Source organism: Georhizobium sp. MAB10 (assembly GCF_045012825.1).
In the GTDB taxonomy this organism is placed as follows: domain Bacteria; phylum Pseudomonadota; class Alphaproteobacteria; order Rhizobiales; family Rhizobiaceae; genus Georhizobium; species Georhizobium profundi.
On sequence record NZ_CP118314.1, the window covers coordinates 544,515 to 559,479 of the forward strand.

Below are 14,965 nucleotides of genomic sequence, written 5' to 3' on the forward strand. Positions count from 1 at the left end.
CCTTCACCATGAAACCCTATGATCGTCAACCATTCCAGCGCTCTCGAGGCGCGCGGCGGCATTGCCGTGGTCGGCGCGCCGCGCTAGGTGCTGGTCGCAATCAGGGAGAGCGATGTGAGCGCAGTCGATAATCTGGCCGCCATCAAGCAGAAGATCAGCCGCGCGGAACGCAAGGCGGAGCGAGAAGCTGGCGGCGTCGAACTGGTGGCCGTCAGCAAGACCTTCGAGGCGGAGGCCATTCGCCCGGTGCTCGAAGCAGGACAGCGGGTGTTCGGCGAAAACCGCGTTCAGGAAGCGCAAGGCAAATGGCCGGCGCTGCGAGCAGAGTTTCCCGATCTCGAGCTGCATCTCATTGGCCCGCTGCAATCCAACAAGGCGGCCGACGCTGTGGCGCTGTTCGACGTGATCGAGACGGTGGATCGTGAAAAGATCGCAGCGGCTTTGGCTTCCGAATGCGCAAAGCAGAACCGGCAGTTGCAGTTCTACGTCCAGGTCAATATCGGCGAGGAAGAGCAGAAGGCGGGCATTTCCCCGGTCGAGACGTTGGCGTTCGTCGAGCGCTGTCGCGACGTCCACAAGCTCGACGTGGTCGGGCTCATGTGCATTCCGCCGGTGGACGAAGCCCCGGGCCCTCATTTCGCGCTGCTGCGAAAACTGGCGCGGGAAGCCGGGGTCGAGAAGCTTTCCATGGGCATGTCCGCGGACTTCGAGATTGCGATCGGGTTTGGTGCAACGAGCGTGCGGGTTGGTTCAGCGATCTTCGGGACCCGCTGAACCCGGAAAAATCCTGTGATGCCTCCGACACCGTTGCATGCCATAAACGGGCAAAGCGATTGGATTGGGGAAATCGATGGGTCGTTTGCGGGAAGGTCTGTCGCTTCATGCTCGCGCGGGCGAACTGTCGTGAGCGTTGTTTCTGAGGCGGTCTCGGAGCGCACGCGCAAGCGCGGCATCTATGGCTGGATGGGCTTCGACTGGGCGGCCCAGCCCTTCTTCACCGTCGTCATCACCTTCATCTTCGGTCCCTATTTCGTTTCGCAGCTGGCTGACGACCCCGTGCGCGGGCAAGCCTGGTGGGGCTATGCGATCGCATTCTCGGGATTGCTGATCGCCGTTCTTTCGCCGGTTCTCGGTGCGATCGCCGACCAGACCGGAGCGCGCAAGCGCTGGATCGCGGCTTTCGCCAGCGTGAAGATCGTTGCTTTGTTCCTGCTGTGGAACGCGGAGCCAGGCTCCGCCCTGATCTATCCGTTCCTGCTGATCGTCATCGCTTCGATCGCCGCGGAATTCTCGATCGTCTTCAACGATGCGATGATCCCGAGCCTCATGACCAATCGGGAGATCGGGCGTTATTCCAATATCGCCTGGGGCCTCGGTTATCTGGGCGGCATGCTCGTTCTCATCTGCGTCGTCGCTCTCATGGCGGCGTCCGAGGAAACCGGGCTGACGCTGATCGGCCTGCCGCCGATCTTCGGGCTCGATCCTGCAGCAGGCGAAGCCGCTCGCGCCACGGGTCCGCTGGCCGCGATCTGGTATCTCGTTTTCATCCTGCCGATGTTCCTGCTGACGCCGGATACGCCGCAGGTGAAGCCGCTGGGCGCTGCGGTCCGCGACGGCTGGAGCGATCTCAAGGCGACCTGGGGCGAACTGCGCGAGCGCAAGGCCATCCTGCGATTTCTCATTGCCCGCATGATCTACCAGGACGGCGTCAACGGGCTCATCGCGCTTGGCGGGACCTTTGCTGCGGCGATGTTTGCGTGGCAGACGACAGAGATCGGCGTTTTCGGCATCATCCTCAACGTCGTCGCGATCTTCGGTTGCCTGGCGGCAAGCCGTCTCGATCGAACCGTCGGTTCGAAGGTGCTGGTGATCATCTCGCTCGTCTGCCTGACGATCGCCTGTATCGGCATCGTCTCGACCGGACCCGGCTTTACGCTTTTCGGCTGGTGGCAGCTCGGGCTGGAGGATTCCGGCGGGCTCTTCGGCACGCCGGCGGAGAAGGCTTACATCTTCTTCGGCCTGCTGATCGGCGTCGCCTTCGGTCCGGTGCAGGCCTCGTCGCGCTCGTTCTTCGCCCGCTCGGTGACGCCCGAGGAAGCAGGGCGCTATTTCGGGCTCTACGCTCTTGCGGGCCGCGCGACGTCGTTCCTTGCGCCCTTCACCGTGGCGACGGTCACCGCACTCAGCGGCTCGGCAAGGCTCGGCATGGCGACGCTGGTGCTGTTCCTCGTGGTCGGGCTCGCGATCTTGGTCGCGACGCCCTATCCCGCCAACAAGCCGGTGCCGCCATCCCGTCCCCTGTGACGGGGGTTAGTGCCGGAAGTGGCGCACACCGGTGAAGACCATAGCGATGCCGGCCTCGTCGGCTGCGGCAATCACCTCGTCGTCGCGCATGGAACCGCCCGGCTGGATCACGGCCGTTGCACCGGCTTCGATCGCCGTCAGCAGACCATCGGCGAAGGGGAAGAAGGCATCTGACGCCACTACCGAACCACGGGTCAGCGGCTCGGGCAAGCCGAGCACTTCGGCGGCATCGATGGCCTTACGGGCGGCGATGCGCGCGGAGTCGACGCGGCTCATCTGACCCGCACCGATGCCGACGGTCGCGCCGTGCTTGGCATAGACGATTGCATTCGATTTCACGTGCTTGGCCACCCGGAAGGCGAAGCGCAGATCGGCCAATTCGGTTTCGCCCGGTGCGCGCTTCGTCACGATCTTGAGGTCCATCTGATCGACAAGCGCATTGTCGCGGTTCTGGACGAGCAGACCACCGGCAACGGAGCGAACCGTCATGCCGGCAGCGGCCGGATCGGCAAGCGCTCCGGTCGTCATGAGCCGCAGGTTCTTCTTTGCGGCGACGATCGCCATCGCTTCTTCCGTGGCCGACGGCGCGATGATCACTTCGGTGAAGATCTCCGTAATCGCGCGGGCAGCTTCCGCATCGAGCTCGGTGTTGAGCGCGACGATGCCGCCGAATGCCGACGTCTGGTCGCAGACGAGCGCCTTTCGGTAGGCTTCCAGCGCTGACGAACCGACGGCCACGCCGCACGGGTTGGCGTGCTTGATGATCGCGCAGGCCGGGCCGGACGCAGCGGCGAACTCGCTGACGAGCTCGAAGGCAGCATCGGTGTCGTTGATGTTGTTGTAGGAGAGCGCCTTGCCCTGGTGCAGCGTCGCGGTAGCAACGCCGGGGCGGTGCTCGCCGGTGACGTAGAAGCCAGCCTGCTGGTGCGGGTTCTCGCCGTAGCGCATGACGGTCTTCAACTTCCCGGCAAACGATCGGTGGCGCGGGGCAGGGAGGTCGAGGGCCTCAGCGAACCAGCCCGAGATCGCCGCATCATAGGCGGCGGTGCGGGCATAGGCCTTGGCTGCGAGTTCCTTGCGGGCAGCAAGCGGCAGCGCGCCGGAGTGGGCCTCCAGGCCTTCCAGAACTGCGCCATAGTCTTCCGGGTCGGTGACGATCGTCACATAGGCATGGTTCTTCGCCGCGGCGCGGATCATGGCGGGGCCGCCGATGTCGATGTTCTCGACGCTCGTCTCGTAATCGGCGCCCTTCGCGCGCACCTCTTCGAACGGATAGAGGTTGATCACGGCCAGATCGATCGGAACGATGCCGTGCTTTTCCATCGCCTCGGCGTGCTCGGCGTCGTCACGGATCGCGAGAAGTCCGCCATGCACGCCGGGATGCAGCGTCTTCACGCGGCCGTCCATGATTTCCGGAAAGCCGGTGACATCGGACACGTCGCGCACGGGCAGACCTGCCGCTTCGATCGCACGGGCCGTTCCGCCCGTCGAAAGCAGTTCGACGCCGAGGTTCGAAAGCGCGGTCGCAAATTCGATCAGGCCCTGCTTGTCGGAGACCGACAGCAATGCGCGACGAATGGTGACGAGGTCCGGCGCCGGAACGCGCTTCGATGAAACGGCCATGTTGATCAATCCCCTTGGAGCCGGAACGCGGGAGGGTCTTCCGGCGAATTCGGGGGTCGCCTAGCACAGCATGGCGCGAGAGGAAACGCTTTGGCGGCAGCCGGCGGTCAAACCAGCCGGGTCATCGTCCATTGAACTTCAGGTGTTTGGCCAAGCCGCATCGTGACAGTGATCTGGGACGAGCGTCGCGGACCGGTGATGTCGGCGAGATAGATGCTGTCTTCGACCGCAGGCTTCGTTTCGACGCATTCAAACGTCCAGCGTTCTCCGTCGGGTGCCGTCAGGAGAACGTTGCCGCTCGACGCCTGGTTGATCGTAATCTTCGGATGGATGTGGAAGCGTGCGACCGCTACACGCTTGTCGGACGGCTCCGGATCCTTGTCGCCGCGCCGCAGAATACGATCGCGGCCGACAACCCGCGCGCCGTCCGGCGAAAGGCGGATTTCCCGCTCGTGATAAAGGCCGAACCGGGCGAGATAGCCATCATGCCGGGCAACGAAGCCCTGGTTGCCCGTGTCGCTGTCGATGCGCTCCAGCGAGACGGTGCGGATGCCGCCGATCATGATGGGTCCAAGAAAGCGCGACTGCGACTGCCGGCTGGAGGAGGTGTCCTGAACGACAACAGTCGAATGCGCAGCGGTGGAGCGCGCCAGCGACTGGAATTCGCGGCTTGCCGCAACGGGCATGCCGGAATTGACGATGAAGCGGTTGCGGCCGGATGACATTTCGAAGGCGAGACAGCCCGCGTGCGCCCGCGTCGACAGGATGCCGGGCGGTGGGCTGCCCGTATCGGCGATCACGACCGTCGGTCCGCATTCGAGACGCTGGTAACCGAGATGCGGCGCGGCCTTGAAGGTACGGCCGGTGCTTTCGTCATAGCGCAATACGCACAGCAATCGGTCGGCGGACACCGATGTCGCGCCGTTGAAGAGTGCCAGCTCGCCATTCGAGTGCCGGAAAAAACGCAGTGCCGGAAACATGCGGTCGATCGCGGGGATCAGCTTCTTCGGCAAAGTCTGCCCGAGATTGATGTAGGTCTGGCGCAGCGGCAGCAGGTCGCACAGCAGGTCGAGCGCGACTTCGGGCGAGCGCGAGACATGCCCGCCATCGGCGAGGATCTGCCAGTCGAGTTCGAGATCAAGGTTCTTTGCGGCTGTCCGGATCGCGGCGGGGCTTGCCGGCATCGCGAGTGTCGCCATCGCCAGGGCGATGCGCACCTTCAGGCGCGTTTCGCCATTCGGCGTGGTCGGCGCGATATGGCGCAGATAGCGGACCTGGAACGCGAGGCTTTTCAGGAAGCGCCGGTAGAAGCCGTGATCGGACCCTTTGAGAACCACGGTGGAATGGGACATCCAGGCGAGCACACGCTCGGCCATGATCTCCGGCCGCCAGCCGGCGCCATCGACCCGCCGTCCATGGATCGTGATCCACTCGTCGACCAACGCGCGCGCGTTGGAGAAGGCAAGCTCGGTGTTGGCGGCACGCAGATGCCGAAGCCAGCGGAACGAATGCAGCCGCTCGGCGAATTCTTCCGACGGAAGGTCCACGATAAAGGGGGAGTCGCCGTAGGTCTCGAAGACCTGACCTGCCAAGGGGAACCGGCCTGCGTAAATTTCGTCTGCGATGTGGCGGTCTGCCATGCGCAGATCGGTCGGCGCAACGATCAGCCGATCGGGAGTCATGCCGGCAAAACGGAATGCGGTCACCCTGCCGAGGGCGACGCGCCGGTAAAAGCGACGCCAGACCTCCTCAGCGTAGAGACGCAGCGAACGCCGCGTGTCTGAAAGTGCCAATGTCAAATCGACCCCGTGACCCTTGCATCAGGCCGGATTGGCCAAGTGATTCTCATGCATAGCGAGTCTGAGGGCAATTCGTTAAAACAAATGACAAAATTGCCGGAGATCGGCGGCGCAGATGGTCAAATTCAGCGACGACGCAGGATTGCGGCGAAAAATCCGTCGAGGCCGGACGTTTCAGGCGTGTCGCCCTGCATCATGGCAGGGGTCGTACGGAAAAATCCTTCCTTCGTGATCGCTTCCTCGAGCCCCGGCCAGTCGGTCGGGTCGACCGCAACCAGTTCCACATCGTCGCGCTTTGCGAGGCAGGCCTTCACCAGTGTCTCGCCCTCGGACGGGTCGAGCGAGCAGTTGGCGAAGACAAGCTTGCCGCCGGACTTTACGAGACCGATCGCCGCGTCGAGCAGGTCGGCCTGCAGGGATGCGAGCTTGGCGACGTCTTCGGCCGACTTCGTCCAGGGCACGTCGGGGTGGCGGCGGATCGTGCCGGTAGAGGAGCAAGGTGTATCGAGGAGCACTGCATCGAATGTTCGATTGCCGGCTGTCTTGCGAAAATCGCCGACGATCGTTTCGACCTTCAAGCCTAACCGATCCATGTTTTCGCCAAGACGGCGCAAGCGATTGGCAGAGAGATCGAACGCCGTGACCTTGCCGCCGCCGGCTGCAAGCTGCGCGGTCTTGCCGCCCGGGGCTGCGCAGAGGTCGGCGACCGCAAGGCCTTCGATATCGCCGAAGAGCCGAGCGGGGATGGATGCGGCAGCGTCCTGAACCCACCAGGCGCCTTCATCGAAGCCTTCGAGCTCAGCAATTGCGCCGTGGGCTGCACGGAGTCGAACGCTGCCGGTGGCAACGACGATGCCGCCGAGGCGCTCGGCCCAACCTGCCGCATCGGATTTCACCGTCAGGTCGAGCGGTGGAGCAAACCGGTGCGCGTCCAAAATGCGCCTGGCATGCTCTTTCCCATAGTGGCTTTGCAGCATGTCGACCAACCAGGCCGGGCCGCCGGCCGCCTGGTCCTTGACCTGCTCGAGCACGGCCTGTCCTTCACGCGACAGGCGGCGGAGCACGGCGTTCGCCAGATTTGCGAAGCGGCGGCTGCGGGGGTCCGCATGGGTCTGCTCCACCGCGAGATCGACGGCGGCACGATCGGGAATGTCCAGGAAGAGAATCTGCGTGGCGGCAACGATCAGGATGTGACGCAGCGAGCGTGCACCATCGGGAAGCTTGCGATCGACCATCGCATCGATGGCCGCGTCGAGAACTGGCAGGTTGCGCAGCGCGGTCAGCAGGATGGCGCGCACAAGCGACTGATCGGCCGGCGGCAGAGCGCGATAGGTCGCGTTGCCGTTTTCAGGCTCGAGCAAACCATCAAGCGAGATCGCGCGATCGATCACTGCGCCCAGCAGGCGCGTCGCGGCCTGGCGCGTTGCGAGACCGGGTTTCTGGTTCGAAGGCTGTGCGTGCGTCGACGTTTCCTGGCGCTTGCGCGGCTGGCCGGCCTTACCGGCGCTCAAGACCACGGACCCCTCGGCGTGGAGGACGGTCCGTTATCCCATGGTCCGCGGCGGGCGCTTTGCATGGTTGCCTGGGCCGGCGCGCTGCCACCCATCTCCTGATGCAGCTGCTCCAGCGCCGCGATGCGGTTTTCCGTAGCCGGGTGGGTCGAGAACAGGCCGTCCATGCGCTGGCCGTTCAGCGGATTGATGATGAACATATGCGCGGTGGCCGGGTTGCGCTCGGCGTCTTCGTTGACGACGCGCTTTGCACCACCGGCGATCTTGCGCAGGGCAGAGGCGAGCCACAGCGGATTGCCGCAGATTTCGGCGCCGCGCTTGTCGGCAGAGTATTCGCGGGTACGGCTGATTGCCATCTGCACCAGCATCGCAGCGAAGGGCGCGACGATCATGGCTAGCAGCACGCCGATGATGCCGAGCGGGTTGTTGCGGTTATTGCCGAAGAAGAACGCGAAATTGCCCAGCATGGAAATCGCGCCGGCGAGCGTCGCGGTGATGGTCATGATGAGTGTGTCGCGGTTCTGCACATGGGCAAGCTCATGCGCCATGACGGCTGCTACTTCCTCATGCGATAGGCTGTTGAGCAGCCCGGTCGTTGCCGCGACGGCGGCGTTTTCGGGGTTTCGGCCCGTGGCGAAGGCGTTCGGCTGCGGGTTGTTGATCACGTAGACCTTCGGCATCGGAAGGCCCGCATTTTCGGCAAGCCCCGCGACCATGCCGTAGAACTCCGGAGCCGTACGCTCATCGACCTCCTGAGCGTGGTGCATGCGCAGCACCATCTTGTCGGAGTTCCAGTAGGCGAACAGGTTCATGCCCATGGCAACGACCAGCGCAATCAGCATGCCGTTCGTGCCGCCGATCAGAAGCCCTACACCCATGAACAGCGCAGTCATGAAGGCGATCAGCATCGCGGTACGAACAAGGTTCATCGTCATCGGCTCCGTTTGCTGCCGGCTCGCCGGGCTTTTCCCGCGCGTCAGGCGCCTCTATATGTGAGGAGCCGGCCAAGTCACGTCAATATTCTCAGCATGAAAGCCGAATGATGACCGAATCCGCTGAAAATCATGAAGTTGCTGCAGAGCAGATCATGCCGAAGGGAGAGCGTCCGCCGCTCACGGAAGCGGCCAAGCGCGCTCTTGCCGAAGCGGAGGAACGCCGGGCGAAGGCGCGTGAACTGCAACAGCCTCGCGAAATAGGAGGACGCGGTGGCCTCGATCCGGCGCGTTTCGGCGATTGGGAGATCGATGGCCGGGCGATCGATTTCTAGATCTCTCCCGATATTTCAAATTGTCGTGAAAGCATTGAAGCCCCACTAAGCTTGTGAAGCGAAGCTCAAGCGCCGTTACATCTCGCTTAACCTTGCTTGCCCGAGGATAGCGTTCGATCACGGGACAGTTGGGCAGCGCAAAATCAGCTGTGTTCCGATGATCGATGGATTATCTCGGAGCAGCGCCGATGCCGAACTTGCTTTCTCACTATCGCCGGTTTGCCAAGGACGAAGCGGGCAACATTGCGATCATGTTCGGCTTGACCGCCGTCGTGCTTCTCACGGCAGGCGGACTCGCCGTCGAGGTCTCCCGCGCGATGACGGAGCGCAGTTCCATGGCGAACGCGCTGGATGCGGCGGTGCTTGCAACGGCCCGGTCGATCTCGCTTGGCGAGATCACCCGCGCTGAAGCCGAAAATTACATGAACGCGATGTTCGCCGCCAATCTGAACGTCTCGGCCGAAGAAGTCGCCGGCTACCGGATCGAGAACATCCAGTTCAACGAAGCGACGAAGACGCTGTCGGCCAATGGCACGCGCGACTTCGACACGATGTTCCGCTTCTTCGGCGAGAACAATGCGCTGACGCTGCGCACGAATTCCGCAGCACTCTACGGCACGACCTATGTGGAAGTGGCGATGACGTTTGACGTGACAGGATCGATGAAAGGTGCCCGGCTGCGTGATCTCAAGAACGCGGCAACAGAGGGTGTAACGCTTCTCTTGGGTGATGGAGAGAGCGAGACGGTTCGCGTCAGTTCGGTGCCTTACGCCGAGGCCGTGAATGCAGGCAGTCTGGCGCGTTATGTCTTTCCGGACGATGGGGGCGCCAACACCGCGCCGCCGCGGTTCGGTGATTTCACGACCATGATCGAAAGTGGGCAGCGACCCGCCGGACTTTCGCCCGAGGTGAACCTTTCCGGGTCCGGTCCCCTCGCGGAAGACACGTGCGCCACGGAGCGGAAGGGCGACTATGCGGTTCTGCCAGATGGGCCGGATCGCGCCATGGTCAATCGCGATGATCGCCTTGCGGATTGCCCCGACGCCGCGTTGATCCCGCTGACGAACGACGCTGATCGACTGACCTCATCGATCCAGAGTTTTGCGGCGAAGGGTGTCACCGCGGGCCAGATCGGGATCCAGTGGGCCTGGTACATGCTCTCGCCCGAATGGGCAGACTATCTTCCGGAGGGGTCGAGGGCTCGTGATCCCGCAACGAGTTCGGACACGGTAAAAAAATACGCGATCATCATGACCGACGGCGAATTCAATACCGCCTTCTTAGGATCCAACCGGCAACCCCCACGGAACGGCCCGCAGGGGAATGAGACCACGCGGGCCACCAATCAGGCCCTGGCGCTCTGCAAGGCGATGAAAGACGATCGCATCACGGTCTTCACCATCGGCTTCGGGCTTCGCGACGGGACACGCGCCATGAACATGCTTCGCGATTGCGCAACACCGCAGGACGGCGCCATCCAGTATTTCTACAGCGCGACGACGGGTGCGGACCTGACGGCGGCCTACACGGAAATCAGCCGCACCATTCAGTCGCTTCGTCTCGTCCGCTGACATGCGGACAAAAAAGAACCGCCCCGATGGTGATCGGGGCGGTTCGGTTTGGCGTGACTCGCATCCGCCGCGGCGCCGTCGGCCAGCCTATGGTCGGGCCGGCACCGCTTATGTCCTGCCGATCAACGGGAAGGCTGCTCCCCGTGGCGACGATCCACCAAAGCCTCGCGACGGATACCAAAATCACTCGACATCGGATCACCTCCTTTCGTTTCGTTGCACATGACAAGGAATATGGGTCGCTTCCGCTCCCGTGGCAATGGCCCTTGTCGAAGGAACCTTTATCGCGGGTCGCCATTTCGCCGCGGTTGCTTTCCATGGTCCTTGCGGGCGAGACGAAAGCCCGGGGCGCGTGCATGGAGTGGCTTATCGGATGAAGAACAAGGTCGAGGACTGGCTGGAGCGGCTTGCGCGTTCACGCCACGAGAAAACGCTGCTCTTCGGGGCCTCTTTCGCCGAAACGGTCATCGTTCCGATCCCGATCGAGCTGATTCTCGTGCCCTATATGGCGATCCATCGCGCGCGCATGTTCTGGCTCGCCACCATCGTGCTGGCCGGATGCCTCGCGGGGGCGCTTTTTGGCTATCTCCTCGGCTATCTCTTCTTCGAGACAGCGGGCCGCTGGGCCATCGAAACCTTCGGCTGGCAGGCCGGCTACGCCGAGTTTCTCGAGCTTTTCCAGAGCCACGGCTTCTGGGCGATCATCGCCGTCGGCATCATTCCCATCCCATTCCAGATCGGGATGCTGACGGCAGGCGCTGCGGGCTACTCGCTGCCGCTCTTTCTGTTGGCAGCGTTCATTGCGCGCGGTGTGCGCTATTACGGTCTGGCCCTTGTCGTCTATCTGGTGGGCGAGCACGTGATCGATGCATGGCGCCACAACCGACGCGCCTTGCTGGTCGGTTGTGGCGTTGCTGCGGGCCTGCTCTTAGCCGGCTATTACGGCTACAAGCTTTGGTGGTAGCCGGATTCCGGAAAGCCTGACGGATCAGGCCTTCCGGTTTTCGCGGTGCTCGATCAGATCGTCGACCACTGCCGGGTCCGCGAGCGTCGAGGTGTCGCCGAGCGCGCCGAAATCGTCCTCGGCGATCTTGCGGAGAATACGGCGCATGATCTTGCCCGAGCGGGTCTTCGGCAGGCCCGGCGCGAACTGGATCTTGTCCGGTGATGCGATCGGGCCGATCTCGTTGCGCACGTGCTTGACGAGATCCTTCTTCAGCTCATCGCTCGGCTCGACGCCGCCCATGAGGGTCACGTAGCAATAGATGCCCTGGCCCTTCACGTCGTGCGGATAGCCGACGACCGCCGCTTCGGACACGGATTCATGCGCAACCAGCGCCGATTCCACTTCGGCGGTGCCCATGCGGTGGCCGGAGACGTTGATCACGTCGTCGACGCGACCGGTGATCCAGTAATAGCCGTCGGCATCGCGGCGGCAGCCGTCACCGGTGAAATACTTGCCCTTGTAGGCGGAGAAATAGGTCTGGATGAAGCGTTCGTGGTCGCCATAGACCGTGCGCATCTGCCCCGGCCATGAATCGGCGATGCAGAGATTGCCGTCCGTCGCGCCTTCCAGGACCTTGCCTTCGGCATCGACAAGCTCGGGCTTGACACCGAAGAAGGGCAGGGTCGCCGAACCCGGCTTGAGGTCGATCGCGCCGGGCAGCGGCGTGATGAGAATGCCGCCGGTTTCGGTCTGCCACCAAGTGTCCACGATAGGGCAACGCTTGTCGCCGACGATGTTGTGGTACCACTCCCAGGCTTCCGGGTTGATCGGCTCGCCGACCGAGCCCAGCGTGCGCAGCGACTTGCGCGACGTCTTCGTCACATGGTCGTTGCCGGCGCCCATCAGCGCGCGGATCGCCGTCGGGGCGGTGTAGAAGATGTTGACCTGATGCTTGTCGACCACTTCCCAGAAGCGGGCGGGCGAGGGGTAGTTCGGCACGCCTTCGAACATCAGCGTCGTCGCGCCGTTCGCGAGCGGGCCGTAGACGATGTAGGAGTGACCGGTCACCCAGCCCACGTCTGCCGTGCACCAGTAGATGTCGCCATCATGGTAGTCGAAGACATATTCGTGAGTCATCGAGGCGTAGACGAGGTAGCCGCCCGTGGTGTGCAGCACGCCTTTGGGTTTGCCGGTGGAGCCAGACGTGTAGAGGATGAAAAGCGGGTCTTCCGCGTTCATCTGTTCCGGCTCGCATGTCGCGGAGGCCTTGGCGACAGCGTCCTCATAGGCGATGTCGCGGCCTTCGTGCCACGCCACATCGGCGCCGGTGCGCTTGACGACCAGCACGTTGGCGACGTCAGCACCCTGCTTCTTGGCGATCTCGATTGCCTTGTCGGTGTTGACCTTGAGCGGCACTTTCTTGCCGCCGCGCAGACCCTCGTCAGAGGTGATGATGAAGGTCGAGGCGGCGTCGACGATGCGGCCGGCCAGTGCGTCGGGCGAGAAGCCGCCGAAGACGATCGAGTGGATCGCGCCAATGCGGGCGCAGGCCAGCATCGCATAGGCCGCTTCCGGGATCATCGGCATGTAGATGGTGACGCGGTCGCCCTTCTTGACGCCATTGTCCTTCATGACGTTGGCGAGCCGGCAGACGGCGTCATGCAGTTCGCGATAGGTGATCTTCTTGTCGTCGGCCGGGTCGTCGCCTTCCCAGATGATCGCGACTTGATCGCCGCGCTTGTCCAGATGCCGGTCGATGCAGTTGTAGGAGACGTTGGTCAGGCCGTCTTCGAACCACTTGATGGAGACATCGCCCTCGAAGCTGGTGTTCTTGACCTTGGTGTAGGGCTTGAACCAGTCGATCCGCTTGCCGTGTTCGGACCAGAACGCTTCCGGATTGTCGATGCTCTCGGCGTACCATTGCTCATAGGTCGACCGGTTGATCTTGGCACGCGCTTCCGCATCCTGGGGTACTTTGTAGACGGCAGCGGACATGAACAATCCTCCTTGATCCTCGGCCATGCGCTCTCACGCATGTCGTCCTCCGGGCCGGACATGCCGACCTCTTCCTGGCGGCATTCATAACATCTCAAGGGCACCCGGCAATTAGACGAAGGGTTTGCGGCCGGATGGCGCAGCACAGGATCAATTGCAATCGCAGCCGAAGGCGCGTATAGACCTCGTCATTCCCGGAAATTGTGGTCAGTACACCCAATCCCGCGGCGCGTTCCCTGAAAAGAGCGCGGACGATAGAAGGATCACATCCATGGCTCAACAACTGCTCATGCCGAAAGCGACAGCCGTCTGGCTCGTCGACAACACGGCGCTCTCCTTCGACCAGATCGCCCAGTTCTGCAAGATGCACCCGCTGGAAATCAAGGCGATCGCCGATGGCGAATCGCACCAGGGCATCAAGGGACTCGATCCGGTCCAGACCGGCCAGCTTTCGCGCGAGGAAATCTCGAAGGCGGAAGCCGACCCGAACCACAAGCTGAAGCTCGCAGACCCAAAGGTTCGCGTTCCGGAAGCAAAGCGCAAGGGACCGCGTTACACGCCTGTGTCCAAGCGTCAGGATCGTCCGAACGCCATCTACTGGCTGGTGCGCAACCACCCTGAACTGAAGGATGCGCAGGTTTCGCGCCTCGTCGGCACGACGAAGTCGACGATCGAGCAGATCCGCAACCGTACCCACTGGAACTCAGCCAATCTGACGCCGATGGATCCGGTGACGCTTGGCTTGTGCACGCAGATCGATCTCGATCTCGAAATCGAACGCGCCAACAAAGGCCGTCCATTACCGTCTGCGGCAGCCGACGAGACCCTGGCGCCGACAAGCGAGACGGAAAAGCTGGGCTTCGGTGCCGGCAACGATCGCGAGGAAGAAGAGAAGGAAATCGACGCCGAGGCCGTCTTCGCCAAGCTGAAGTCGCTGAAGCGCGAGACCCCGGAAGAAGACGAAGAAGACGATTATCGTCGCTGATCGTCGTCACGGACCACATAGAAACGCCCGGCCTCGTGCCGGGCGTTTTTTGTTAAGGGTCATCTCGCGGCATGGAACCCTTGCATCGCATTCCCGAACGGTGAATCGGTTCCCACTTCACCTGGGAATGCTTCAGTCTTCCTTCGGCGTGACCGTATAGTTCAGCGGAAGGCGGCCGCCATCGGCGTAAATCGTCTGGCCGGTGATGTAGCTCGCATCGTCGGACGCCAGAAAGGCTGCGACAGACGCGATTTCGCTTGGATCGCCGATGCGGCCGAGCGGCGTGCGCGACAGGATGCGCTTCTTGGCTTCCTTGTCGTTGGCAACCGCAGACAGAAGATCCGTCATGATCGAACCTGGGCCAATCGCATTGGCGCGGATGCCGTAAGGCGCGAGCGACAGCGCCATCACCTTGGTGAGCTGGCTGACGCCGCCCTTGGACACCGAATAGGGCACCTGGTTGGGAATGGCGAAGGTGTCGTTGATGGACGACATGTTGACGATCACACCCGGCTTGCCGCCGGCTTTCACCCGCTCGACGAAGTGACGCGCAACGATCTGGCCGCAGAGAAATGCGCCTTTGAGGTTCACGCGTATGACGCGGTCAAAATCGGCTTCCTCGATATCGAGGAAATCGGCCGAGTGTACGATGCCGGCATTGTTGACGAGGATGTGGATGTCGTCGAACGCATCGAGCGTCGCGGCGACGAGATTGTGCACGTCGAGCCGCTCGGCCACGTCGGCTGCGACGAACCGGATCTCGCCGAGGCTCGACAGTTCCTGCTCGGCGGCGTGACCGGCCTTCTCGTCGATATCGGCGATGACGACCTTTGCGCCGTCTGCCAGGAACCGCTTGGCGATCGCAAGGCCAATGCCCTTCGCGCCGCCGGTGATGATCGCGATCTTGCCGTCGAGGGCCATGGTCTCACTCCTTGACCTTAGAGCAATTTCGCTTTTCTTCGAA

The 14,965-nt window shown here is 62.8% G+C and carries 12 protein-coding genes; 6 read left to right on the top strand and 6 right to left on the bottom strand.

Features of this window, described 5'->3' with window-relative positions; genetic code table 11:
- The first annotated feature begins 114 nt into the window (after nucleotides 1-114).
- Both PU133_RS02470 and PU133_RS02475 read left to right on the top strand, forming a co-directional pair.
- Nucleotides 115-774 carry a YggS family pyridoxal phosphate-dependent enzyme gene (locus PU133_RS02470; RefSeq protein ID WP_404863365.1) on the top strand — a complete coding sequence of 220 codons (660 nt, stop codon included), beginning with the start codon at nucleotides 115-117 and terminating at the stop codon, nucleotides 772-774.
- 189 nt (nucleotides 775-963) lie between these two features.
- Complete coding sequence (locus tag PU133_RS02475) at nucleotides 964-2,304, top strand: MFS transporter (RefSeq protein WP_404864414.1); 1,341 nt, start codon at nucleotides 964-966, stop codon at nucleotides 2,302-2,304.
- Between the two features lie 6 nt (nucleotides 2,305-2,310).
- On the opposite strand, the gene purH is transcribed toward PU133_RS02475, so the two are convergent.
- From purH to htpX, 4 genes are all read right to left on the bottom strand, one after another.
- Nucleotides 2,311-3,927, bottom strand: a complete 1,617-nt coding sequence (gene purH, locus PU133_RS02480) for a bifunctional phosphoribosylaminoimidazolecarboxamide formyltransferase/IMP cyclohydrolase (RefSeq protein WP_404863366.1) — start codon at nucleotides 3,925-3,927, stop codon at nucleotides 2,311-2,313.
- Between the two features lie 107 nt (nucleotides 3,928-4,034).
- Nucleotides 4,035-5,720, bottom strand: coding sequence for a heparinase II/III family protein (locus PU133_RS02485; protein ID WP_404863367.1), 1,686 nt, complete (start codon nucleotides 5,718-5,720; stop codon nucleotides 4,035-4,037).
- A gap of 131 nt (nucleotides 5,721-5,851) precedes the next feature.
- Nucleotides 5,852-7,243: an RsmB/NOP family class I SAM-dependent RNA methyltransferase gene (locus PU133_RS02490; RefSeq protein ID WP_404863368.1), complete on the bottom strand. Its 1,392-nt coding sequence runs from the start codon at nucleotides 7,241-7,243 to the stop codon at nucleotides 5,852-5,854.
- Nucleotides 7,234-8,166 carry a zinc metalloprotease HtpX gene (gene htpX / locus PU133_RS02495; protein WP_126007412.1) on the bottom strand — a complete coding sequence of 311 codons (933 nt, stop codon included), beginning with the start codon at nucleotides 8,164-8,166 and terminating at the stop codon, nucleotides 7,234-7,236. The genes PU133_RS02490 and htpX overlap by 10 nt, the downstream gene beginning before the upstream one ends.
- A gap of 158 nt (nucleotides 8,167-8,324) precedes the next feature.
- Between htpX and PU133_RS02500 the strand changes: the two genes are divergently transcribed.
- The 3 genes from PU133_RS02500 (at nucleotide 8,325) to PU133_RS02510 (ending at nucleotide 11,039) form a co-directional block, all read left to right on the top strand.
- Nucleotides 8,325-8,504: a DUF1674 domain-containing protein gene (locus PU133_RS02500; RefSeq protein ID WP_404864415.1), complete on the top strand. Its 180-nt coding sequence runs from the start codon at nucleotides 8,325-8,327 to the stop codon at nucleotides 8,502-8,504.
- Between the two features lie 188 nt (nucleotides 8,505-8,692).
- Nucleotides 8,693-10,075 carry a pilus assembly protein TadG-related protein gene (locus PU133_RS02505; RefSeq protein ID WP_404863369.1) on the top strand — a complete coding sequence of 461 codons (1,383 nt, stop codon included), beginning with the start codon at nucleotides 8,693-8,695 and terminating at the stop codon, nucleotides 10,073-10,075.
- Nucleotides 10,076-10,448: 373 nt separating this feature from the next.
- Nucleotides 10,449-11,039 (top strand): YqaA family protein, encoded by a 591-nt coding sequence (locus tag PU133_RS02510; RefSeq protein ID WP_404863370.1) that lies wholly within the window; start codon nucleotides 10,449-10,451, stop codon nucleotides 11,037-11,039.
- A gap of 24 nt (nucleotides 11,040-11,063) precedes the next feature.
- Here PU133_RS02510 and acs read toward each other — a convergent pair whose 3' ends face one another.
- Nucleotides 11,064-13,016 (bottom strand): acetate--CoA ligase, encoded by a 1,953-nt coding sequence (acs, locus tag PU133_RS02515; RefSeq protein WP_404863371.1) that lies wholly within the window; start codon nucleotides 13,014-13,016, stop codon nucleotides 11,064-11,066.
- Between the two features lie 271 nt (nucleotides 13,017-13,287).
- Here acs and PU133_RS02520 point away from each other — a divergent pair, with 271 nt between their 5' ends.
- Nucleotides 13,288-14,001, top strand: coding sequence for a DUF1013 domain-containing protein (locus PU133_RS02520; RefSeq protein ID WP_126007420.1), 714 nt, complete (start codon nucleotides 13,288-13,290; stop codon nucleotides 13,999-14,001).
- 132 nt (nucleotides 14,002-14,133) lie between these two features.
- On the opposite strand, the gene PU133_RS02525 is transcribed toward PU133_RS02520, so the two are convergent.
- Nucleotides 14,134-14,922: an SDR family NAD(P)-dependent oxidoreductase gene (locus PU133_RS02525; RefSeq protein ID WP_126007422.1), complete on the bottom strand. Its 789-nt coding sequence runs from the start codon at nucleotides 14,920-14,922 to the stop codon at nucleotides 14,134-14,136.
- Nucleotides 14,923-14,965 lie beyond the last annotated feature (43 nt).